General features: G+C 67.9%; 10 protein-coding genes. 8 read left to right on the top strand and 2 right to left on the bottom strand.

The genetic code is table 11. The features are described 5' to 3' along the window. From QSG27_RS06875 to QSG27_RS06845, 7 genes are all read left to right on the top strand, one after another. The coding region (locus QSG27_RS06875; RefSeq protein WP_306704508.1) for an SPOR domain-containing protein at window positions 1-349 on the top strand (349 nt) is incomplete at its 5' end. A gap of 92 nt (window positions 350-441) precedes the next feature. Next, window positions 442-1,608, top strand: a complete 1,167-nt coding sequence (locus QSG27_RS06870; RefSeq protein WP_306704507.1) for a D-alanyl-D-alanine carboxypeptidase family protein — start codon at window positions 442-444, stop codon at window positions 1,606-1,608. Between the two features lie 66 nt (window positions 1,609-1,674). Continuing rightward, the gene (tmk, locus tag QSG27_RS06865; protein WP_306704505.1) at window positions 1,675-2,307 is read left to right on the top strand and encodes a dTMP kinase; all 633 of its coding nucleotides are present in this window, start codon (window positions 1,675-1,677) and stop codon (window positions 2,305-2,307) included. Beyond that, complete coding sequence (locus tag QSG27_RS06860) at window positions 2,308-3,426, top strand: DNA polymerase III subunit delta' (RefSeq protein WP_306704503.1); 1,119 nt, start codon at window positions 2,308-2,310, stop codon at window positions 3,424-3,426. It abuts the gene before it with no gap. A gap of 75 nt (window positions 3,427-3,501) precedes the next feature. Beyond that, window positions 3,502-5,052 carry a methionine--tRNA ligase gene (gene metG, locus QSG27_RS06855; protein ID WP_306704501.1) on the top strand — a complete coding sequence of 517 codons (1,551 nt, stop codon included), beginning with the start codon at window positions 3,502-3,504 and terminating at the stop codon, window positions 5,050-5,052. A gap of 6 nt (window positions 5,053-5,058) precedes the next feature. Next, window positions 5,059-5,856, top strand: a complete 798-nt coding sequence (locus QSG27_RS06850) for a TatD family hydrolase (RefSeq protein WP_306704500.1) — start codon at window positions 5,059-5,061, stop codon at window positions 5,854-5,856. Further along, entirely contained in the window at window positions 5,853-6,647 is a 795-nt protein-coding gene (locus QSG27_RS06845; protein WP_306704498.1) for an MBL fold metallo-hydrolase, read from the top strand. Before QSG27_RS06850 ends, QSG27_RS06845 begins: the two co-directional genes overlap by 4 nt. 43 nt (window positions 6,648-6,690) lie before the next feature. Here the strand turns inward: QSG27_RS06845 and QSG27_RS06840 are convergent, their stop codons facing one another. Then, window positions 6,691-7,848: a lysozyme inhibitor LprI family protein gene (locus QSG27_RS06840; RefSeq protein ID WP_306704496.1), complete on the bottom strand. Its 1,158-nt coding sequence runs from the start codon at window positions 7,846-7,848 to the stop codon at window positions 6,691-6,693. Between the two features lie 283 nt (window positions 7,849-8,131). On the opposite strand from QSG27_RS06840, the gene QSG27_RS06835 reads away from it, so the two are divergent. Then, on the top strand, window positions 8,132-8,998 hold the full coding sequence (locus QSG27_RS06835; protein WP_306704494.1) for a DUF4384 domain-containing protein: 867 nt from the start codon (window positions 8,132-8,134) through the stop codon (window positions 8,996-8,998). Window positions 8,999-9,041: 43 nt separating this feature from the next. Here QSG27_RS06835 and QSG27_RS06830 read toward each other — a convergent pair whose 3' ends face one another. After that, entirely contained in the window at window positions 9,042-9,842 is an 801-nt protein-coding gene (locus QSG27_RS06830; RefSeq protein ID WP_306704512.1) for a PP2C family protein-serine/threonine phosphatase, read from the bottom strand. Window positions 9,843-9,861: the final 19 nt, after the last annotated feature.

Below are 9,861 nucleotides of genomic sequence, written 5' to 3'. Positions count from 1 at the left end.
CGCGCCCGCCGCGGTCACCCGCGCCCCGGTCCCGCCCCCCGCGACGGTCGCCGGCGACATGGTGGACGGGCGCTTCGTCCCGGCCGCGGTGGTCGCCGAACTGCCGGTGAAGCCCCATGAGCAGATCTACGTCCAGGTCGGCGCCTTCGGCAGCCAGGACAACGTCACCCGCGTGCGTGCCCGCCTGGCCTCGCTCGGCCAGCAGGCACAGGTCACCCAGACGGTCACCGGACGGCAGAAGCTGCAGCGGGTGCGGGTGGGTCCGCTGGCCAGCGTGGACTCCGCCGACACCGTTTTGAACCAGATCATCCAAGCCGGCCTTACCGAAGCCAAAATCGTGGTCGATTGATCACCCGTACAGAGCCCAGCCCGAGCTTTCCCAGGCTCCGGGCGCCGTTCCGTTCCACGTCTTGTCCAGTCCGCGTTTCGAAGGGAGTTGTCATGGTCGCTGTCGTCCGCACCCGCGTTGCCCGCACCCGTTTCGCCATGGGCCTTGCGGTCGCGCTGTTCGCGGCGGGGGTGGGGCCGGTGGCTCACGCCGCCAGCATCGAAACCATCGCCAAGCAGGCGATCCTGGTCGATATCACCTCGAACACCGTGCTGTTCGAGAAGAACCCGGATCAGCGCATGGCGCCGTCCTCGATGAGCAAGATCATGACGATGTACATGGTCTTCGACGCGATCAAGGAAGGCCGGCTGACCCTGGAAAGCACGCTGCCGGTGTCGGAGCGCGCGTGGCGGATGCAGGGTTCCAAGATGTTCGTGGAACTGCACAACAACATCAAGGTGGACGACCTCATCAAGGGCGTGATCGTGCAGTCGGGCAACGACGCCTGCATCGTTTTCGCCGAGGGGCTGGCCGGGTCCGAATCGGCTTTTGCCGAGCGCATGACCAAGCGCGCGCGCGAGCTGGGGCTGAAGGACACCAACCTGACCAACGCCACGGGCTGGCCCGACCCGAACCACTACATGACCGCCCGCGATCTTTCGGTCCTGGCACAGCATCTGATCAAGGATTTCCCGGAATACTATCATTACTACTCGATCCGTGAGTTCAAGTACCACGGCATCAACCAGGGCAACCGCAACCCGCTGCTTTACCGCGGCATGGACGTGGACGGGATGAAGACCGGCCACACCGAAGCGGGCGGCTATGGCCTGACCGCCTCGGCGGAGCGGGAAGGGCGGCGCCTCGTCCTGGTGGTCAACGGGCTGCCCAGCATGCAGGCCCGCGCCGACGAATCGGCCCGCCTGATCGAATGGGGCTTCCGCGAATTCGCCACCTACGCCCTGTTCAAGGCGGGGGAGACGGTCGATCAGGTGCCGGTCTGGCTGGGAGCCCAGGACGCCGTTCCGGTCACCGTGCCGGAGGACATGAAGGTCACCATGGCCCGCGCCGACCGCGGCGGCATGAAGGTTTCGCTGGTCAGCAACGCCCCGGTCGCCGCCCCGGTGAAGAAGGGCGACGTGGTGGGCAAGGTGGTGGTCTCCGCCCCCGGCTTCCCGGGCAAGGAGTTCCCGGTGGTCGCCGCCCAGGACGTCGAGAAGCTGGGCTTCGTGGGCCGCGCCCTGGCGGCGGCGAAGTTCCTCATTTTCGGGGCGAGCTGATTGGTGTAATCCGGCCCGTCCCTCCGCAAGTTCCGTAGCGGGCCTCATCACCATCGGGAGCAGACCATGACGCGCGGGCGGTTCATCACGCTGGAGGGCGGGGAAGGGGCGGGCAAGTCCACCCAGATCCGGCTTCTCGCCGACGCGCTGGCCGCCTGCGGAAAGACGGTCGTGCCGACCCGCGAGCCCGGCGGCTCCCCCGGCGCGGAGGACATCCGGGGCCTGCTGGTGTCCGGCGAGACCGGGCGCTGGAGTCCGGTGACCGAGGCGCTGCTGCACACCGCCGCCCGCCGCGACCATCTGGAGCGCACCGTCTGGCCGGCGCTGGAGGCCGGGCACTGGGTCGTCTGCGACCGCTTCTTCGACAGCACCATGGCCTATCAGGGTTACGGGCTGGGGCTGGGGCGCGAGCTGGTCGCCACGCTTCAGGAGGCCGCCCTGGGCGGCTTCCGGCCCGACCTGACCCTGATCCTCGATCTGCCGGTGGAGGACGGGCTGGCCCGCGCCGCCGCCCGCCGCGGCGGAGAGGACCGGTACGAGCGCATGGACATCGCCTTTCACCACCGCCTGCGCGCCGGCTTTCTGGACATCGCCGCCCGCGACCCGGAGCGCTGCGTGGTCATCGACGCGGCCCATCCGGTCGAGGCGGTTCAGGCGGCGATCCTGGATTGCGTGACCCGTCGCCTGGGAGTGTCCTGAGTGAGCCGCGCCCGCGCGCCCGAACCGGTGGTGGAAGGCGACGCTCTCGCCCCGCGCCGCAACCCCGGCCTGACCGGTCACGAGGAGGCAGAGCGCCTGCTGCTGGACGCCTGGAACTCCGGGCGGCTGCCGCACGCCTGGCTGATCGGTGGCCCGCCGGGGATCGGCAAGGCCACTTTGGCCTTCCGCTTCGCCCGCTTCGTCCTGTCCCAGGGGCACGAGCCGGCGGACGCCGGCCTGTTCGGCGCACCGCCGCCGCCCGCCTCGCTGGCGCTGGCGCCGGACGCCCCGGTCTTCCGCCGCGTCGCATCGGGCGGACACGCCGACCTGCTGACCGTGGAACGCCAGCGCGACGAGAAGCGCGACCGGCTGAAGCGCGACATCGCGGTGGACGACGTGCGCAAGATCGGTCCCTTCCTGCGCAAGACCGCCGCCGAAGGCGGCTGGCGTGTGGCGGTGATCGACGGCGCAGATCGCATGAATCTCAGCGGTTTGAACGCCATTCTTAAGATTTTGGAGGAGCCCCCGCCGGGCGCCCTGCTGCTGCTGGTCAGCGACAATCCGGGTGGCATGCTGCCGACCATCCGCTCCCGCTGCCGCAAGCTCACGCTTCATCCGCTTCCTGAAGAAACGGTTCTCAACCTGTTGACACAGCATCGTCCGGACCTCGGCGACGAGGATCTTGCGGCGCTTGCCCGCCTGTCGGAGGGCAGCATCGGCCGGGCGATCGGGCTGGCCGAGGCCGGCGGGCTGGATCTGTACCGGGAACTGATCGGGCTGCTCGGCACCCTGCCGCGGCTGGACATCGCCGCCGCCCACGCCTTCGGCGACAAGCTGACCCGCAAGCAGGACGACGGGCTGTACGAGACGGCCACCGACCTGCTCGTCTGGTGGCTGGCCCGCTTCGTCCGGTCGCTGGCGCGCGGCGCCTGGCCGGCGGAGGTGGTGGCCGGGGAGGCCGCCCTGATGACCCGTCTGGCCAACGCCCGCGGCCTTGAACGTTGGGTGGAGGTGTGGGAAAAGGTCCAACGCCACTTCGCCCGTGCGGAATCCGCCAATCTCGACCGCAAACAGGTGGTCCTGAACGCCTTGGCGACGCTGGAAGCGGCTGCTAATTAAACACGTACGACAAACACCACGCTCCACCGGGCCGGCCAGACGCCGGGCCGGCGCATTCTCGGGAGAGCCGCTGACATGACCGGGTCGAAGACCTTTTACCTGACGACTCCGATCTACTATGTGAACGACGTGCCCCACATCGGGCATGCGTACACCACGCTCGCCTGCGACGTGCTGGCCCGCTTCATGCGGCTGGACGGCTATGACGTGAAGTTCCTCACCGGCACCGACGAGCACGGCCAGAAGGTGGAGAAGTCCGCCATGAACGCCGGCATCGCGCCGCAGGAGTTCACCGACCGCGTGTCGCAGAACTTCCGCGATCTCGTGTCGCTGATGAACTATTCCAACGACGATTTCATCCGCACGACGGAACCGCGGCACATCGCATCGGTGCAGGAGCTGTGGCGCCGGCTGGAGTCCGCCGGAGAGATCTATCTCGGCAGCTACGCCGGCTGGTATTCCGTGCGCGACGAGGCGTTCTACGGCGAGGACGAGCTGACCACCTCGCCGTCCGGCAAGAAGATCGCCCCGACCGGCGCCGAGTGCGAGTGGGTGGAGGAACCGTCCTACTTCTTCCGCCTGTCGGCCTGGCAGGACCGCCTGCTGGAGTTCTACGAGCAGAACCCGGACTTCATCGCCCCCGCCGGCAAGCGCAACGAGGTCATGGCCTTCGTGAAGTCGGGGCTGAAGGACCTGTCGGTCAGCCGCACCACCTTCAAGTGGGGCATCCCGGTGCCGGGCAACCCCGACCACATCATGTATGTGTGGCTGGACGCCCTGGCCAACTACATCACCGCGGTCGGCTTCCCGGACGAGAGCGGCGAGTACGCCAGGTACTGGCCGGCCAACCTGCACATGGTCGGCAAGGACATTCTGCGCTTCCACGCCGTATACTGGCCGGCTTTCCTGATGGCCGCCAAGCTGGCCCCGCCGAAGCGCGTCTTCGCGCACGGCTGGTGGACCATCGAAGGCCAGAAGATGTCGAAGTCGCTGGGCAACGTCATCGCGCCGGAGACGCTGGTCAACACCTACGGCCTGGACCAGACCCGCTATTTCCTGCTGCGCGAGGTGCCCTTCGGCAATGACGGCGACTTCTCGCACAAGCAGATGGTGCAGCGGATCAACGGCAACCTCGCCAACGATTACGGGAACCTCGTGCAGCGCTCGCTGTCGATGATCGGCAAGAACTGCGGGGCTGCCGTGCCGCAGCCGGGGGCCTTCACGGAGGCCGACGACGCGCTGCTCGGCGCCGCCCGCAACCTGCTGCCCATCGTCCGTGCCGAGTTCCAGGCGCAGGCCTTCCACAAGGCGCTGGACGCCATCTGGGCGGTGATCGGCGACGGCAACCGCTATGTGGACGAGCAGGCGCCCTGGGCGCTGAAGAAGACCGATCCGGCGCGCATGGCCACGGTGCTGTACGTGCTGGCCGAGACCATCCGCCACCTCGCCATCCTGACCCAGCCGATCATGCCGGAAGCCTCGGCCAGGATCCTGGACCAGTTGGCGCAGGGGCCGGACGCCCGCGGATTCGACCGGCTGGGGGCGGCCGGGGCTCTGGTCCCCGGCACGCCGCTGCCCACGCCGCAGGGCGTGTTCCCGCGCTATGTGGACGAAGCGAAGAGCTGAGAAACCATGCTGGTCGATAGCCACTGCCATCTCGACTTTCCCGATTTCGCCGAGGAGCTGGACGCGGTCGTCGACCGCGCCCGCCAGGCGGGGGTGGGGCGGATGGTGACCATCTGCACTTACCTGTCGCGTTTCGACCGGATTCTGGCGGTCGCGGAGCGGTACGACGACGTTCTGTGCTCGCTGGGTGTCCACCCCCACCAGGCGGCGGAAGAGTTCGCCGAAGTGACCGTCGAACGCCTCGTGGAGCTGTCGAAGCACCCGAAGGTGATCGGGCTGGGCGAGACCGGGCTCGATTATTTCTACGACAAGAGCCCGCGGGACGTTCAGCAGGAATGCTTCCGCCGGCACATCCGCGCCAGCCTGGAAACCGGCCTGCCGCTGATCGTGCACACCCGCGACGCCGACGCCGATACCATGCGGATCGTCCGCGAGGAAGCCGCCGGGCAGCCGGTCAACGGGTTGCTGCACTGCTTTAGCTCCGGGCGGCAACTCGCTGAAGACGCTCTGGATTTTGGTTTCCACATCTCGCTGTCCGGGATCGTCACCTTCAAGAAGTCGGAGGACCTCCGGGCCATTGTGAAGGATGTTCCGCTGGACCGGATTCTGGTGGAGACGGACGCGCCCTATCTGGCGCCGGTGCCGTTCCGCGGCAAGCGCAACGAGCCGGCCTACGTCGCCCACACCGCGGCCTGCGTCGCCGAGGTGAAGGGCGTGGACGCGGCGGAGCTGGCGCGGCTGTCCACCGAGAACTTCTTCCGCCTGTTCCCACGCGCCGGCACGGCGCAGCAGGCCGCCGCATGACCGCCCAGCGGGTCACGATCCTCGGCTGCGGAGGGTCGCGGGGCGTTCCCGTGATCGGCCTCGGCTGGGGCTCCTGTGACCCGGCGAACCCCAGGAACCACCGGATGCGCCCGTCCGTTTTGGTGGAGTGGGAGCAAGGGGCGGGGCAGGGCGGGGTCAGTGTCCTGGTCGACACCTCGCCGGACCTGCGCCGGCAGCTTCTCGACAGCGACCTGCGCCGGCTCGACGCGGTTCTGTGGACCCACCAGCATGCCGACCATTCCCACGGGATCGACGAGTTGCGGGAGCTGTGCCGGGCGATGCACGCCCCCATCGACGCCTATGGGGGGGCTGAGGATCTCGCCGAATTGCAGCGGCGCTTTTCCTATTGCTTCGAACCGCTGCGTCCGGGCGATCCCTTCTACCGCCCGGTGCTGACGCCTCATGCCGTGGAAGGTCCGTTCGACGTGCGCGGGCACCGGATCGTGCCGTTCGAGCAGGATCACGGCTATATGAAGACCTTTGGCTATCGCTTTGATAAATTTGCTTATTCGACCGATGTTGTGAGATTGGATGAAGACGCCTTCGCGGCGTTGGACGGCGTCGAGGTGTGGGTGGTCGATTGCGCCCGCGTAGAGCCTCCGCACCCGGTCCATGCCCATCTGGCCCTGACGTTGGAATGGATCGCCCGGGTGCGGCCCAAGCGGGCCTACCTGACGCACATGGACCAGACCATGGATTACGACACGGTCCGCCGCCTGCTGCCGCCCGGCGTCGAGCCCGCTTACGACGGGCTCGTGATCGAGCTTTGATGAACAACGGCGCTGCCCGCTGGGCGGGGCAGGGCGACCGTCGTCAATCGTCCGGCATGATGAGACCCAGCCGCCCGGCTACGAAGCGGTCCCCGGCGGCCTTCGCCGCCTGATCCGCCGTCTGCGGAAGCAGCTTGAACTTTTCTCTGTAAAGCTTTGATGTGGCAGCGATGGCGGCGGGCAGGGCACTCACCGTCGCGCGGTAGTCCTTCTCCGGCCAAACCTCAAAGTCGTTCCAGGACCGGAAGGCGGCGACGGTCTTCCCGCGCAGTTCGGCCGCCCTCTTGGCTTCGGCGGACATGGGTGCTTCCAGAAGGGTGCTGGGCACCAGGGACGCCTGAAGATCGTCCACCTCGAACTGGCGCTCGTAGCCGTGGCGGATGCTGCCGCGCTCCGCCAGGGCCGGCTCGATCGCCGGGTCCATATGGGCCGACACCGCCTTCCATTCCGGCAGATCGAAGACCGACGACGGCGGGCTGCACAGGCCGGGCGTCTCGTCGCGCGCGTTGCCCCAGAAGGCGCCGAAGGCTTCGAAGGCCGGCTGTCCGTGCTTGGTGAAGAGGAAGCAGGGCGCGTCCATCTCCGTTGTGGACAGGACATGGCGCAGAAACAGCAGCACCGTGCCCAGCGGCGCGCTGGCCACGTCACCAAGATTGGTCATCTCTTCAAGGAGATATGGATCTTTCATCAGATCCTGTCTGAGGATTTCATCCACCAGTTTGCGCACGGCGGCATCCTTGTCGGGCACCGTCACGGCGCCGCTCTGGAAGAGGTAGACCAGCCACGCCTTGGCCGCGGCCCCGTTGTAGCGCTGAAGCGCCGCGGCGGCGGCCTTGGGATCCTTCGGAATGCCGGCGGCGACCGAGGCGAGCTTCTTCTGCGCCGCAGAGTTCTGGGCGGCGAGGTCGGCGGCGCGCTTCTCATACAGCGACCGGCAGGCCGGAATGGTGGATTTGTCGGTGCAAACACCGTCACGCTCGGTCAGGAAGGCGGTCTGCGCGCGTTGGATGATGTCCCGGCCATCGGCGGGCGTGTTGCCCAGCGTGCCGCGCAGGAGCGTCGCGACGTCCTCCGCAGCAACCTTCAGGTCGGCGCTGGCGCAGACGGTCCGGTCGGCGCGGCTGCCCGGCTTGGCGCAATCAAGTGCCTGGACCGGCGCCGGCGTTTGCGCCGGCATCTGGGCCACGGACGGGAACGGCATCAGACAAAGCGACAACACGGGGCCGAAAAGCCACGGGGAACGAGCCATAAGGCGCAGCCTTCATCGAAGGGAACGAACGCGGAAACGAGCCGCGACGATAATCCATCGGGCAGAACGCCGGAAGGGACGGATTGGTGCCCTCCTCCCTTCCCGTCGATCTTATTTTCCATAATCAAGATTATATGATCGACGTTGGCTCCACACCGGCCGGTCCTTCCGCCCTTGGCGGTGCCTGAAAGGCACGCTACATAAACCGCAGTTTATACCCAACGGTCGGGTTCTCGTGAAGGACGCCCACGCACTGAGAACATGGCGGCTGCAAGTCACCGCGGCGTGGTTCGCGGCGGCGGTCGCGGTCGGGATCATGACTGCGCCGAACCATGCGGCGGCTGCTGCCGATCCCGGCGAAAACCGCACCCCTCCCGCCCAACCGGCGCCCGTGACGGACAACCCGCCGGTTCCCTCCACACCAGCCGTCCCAGACCTGTCGGCCCTGCGCGCGGCCCTGTCCGAGTTCCATTGCGCGGAGTTGGATGTCGCTGTCGGCAAGGACCGGAGGGTGGCGATCTCCGGGCTGTCGGCGGGCGACACCGACCCGGACAGCCTCGCGCTGCTCGCGCAGGAGTTCGTCGTGGGGCAAAGGGCCGCCGTCGATATCGAGCGGGCGTCCCCTGCCCTGTGCGAGCCTCTGACCCTGATCGGCGCGCTGCGGACCGCCAATGCCGGCGCGGCGATGCCTTTGGCCATTCGCTTCGAAGCGCCTGCCGGGACGCCGTTCGAGAACGGTCAGGATTTGCTGTTCGACATCGTTGCCCCTGATTTCCCGGCCTATCTCCAAGTGGATTATTTCACGTCGGACGGCGACGTGATCCATCTCCTGCCCAATCCCCTGGAAACCAACAGCCGGGTCGCTGCAGGCGCGGTCCGCCGGCTTGGAGAGCGTGGCGGCGGCGGGCGATTCTGGACCGTCGGGCCACCGTTCGGTCACGAACTGATCGTCGTGATCGCAAGCCCCGCACCGCTGTTCGCGTCTCCCCGGCCCGAAGCCGAAGCGGCGGCGGCCTATCTCCCCGCGCTCAAGCAGGCATTGGACGGTGCCCCTCCGGCGACCCTGGCGGCGGCGCGTTTCCTGAAAACCAGGGCGCCCTGATCGGGTGTCCTGTGGGATCGGGGGTCCGGGATCGGGGGTCCGGTCAGGCCGGCGAAAGGACGAAACGGGCCAGGACGATGGTGACGTTGTCCGGGCCGCCGGCTCCGTTGGCGAGGTCTATGAGACGGGCGCAGGCGTCTTCGGCGGCCGGTGGCGGCTGCTGGGTCAACAGCCGCTGGATCACGCCTTCCGGCACGACTCCGCTCAGCCCGTCCGAACACAGGAGATAGAGGTCGTCGGGCGCCAAATCGTGGATGGCCACGTCGGGCTCCACCTGTTCCCCGGTGCCGAGCGCACGGACGATGATGTTGCGATGGGGGGCCGGCCCGCGGCGCCCGTTGTCCAGCCAGAGCTGATAGAGGCTGTGATCGCGCGTCAGCAGCCGCAGTTCGCCGTCGCGCAGACGGTACAGGCGGCTGTCCCCGGCGTGAAAGACCACCACGCGCCCGGTTCCCGGCACCCGCCAGAGCCCCACCAGCGTGGTTCCCATGCCCCGCCCTTCAGCGAATCCGCGCTGCCGGTTCTGGGCATGGATGCGGCGGTTGGCTGCCACGACCGCATAACGGGCCAGCAAAGCGGCGTCAGCCGCCGCCCTCTCCTCCTCCGCCGCGGACGGAGTCTTGCTGCTGGCCTCGGCACGGCGGCCATGGGCGGCGATGACGGTGGCCACGCCCTCCGCCGCGGTCCGGCTGGCGATGTCGCCACCGGCGTGACCGCCCATGCCGTCGCAGACCAACGCCAGCCCCAGGGCCGGATCGAGGTGGAACGAATCCTCGTTGCGCGAGCGGACCCGCCCCACATCGGTTTGTCCGGCGGCGATCATGTCGATCATGACGGAATGCATCACGCGAACAGCTCCAGCG

The organism is Azospirillum isscasi (assembly GCF_030849505.1).
In the GTDB taxonomy this organism is placed as follows: domain Bacteria; phylum Pseudomonadota; class Alphaproteobacteria; order Azospirillales; family Azospirillaceae; genus Azospirillum; species Azospirillum isscasi.
This window is presented reverse-complemented; position numbering and strand designations above follow the sequence as displayed.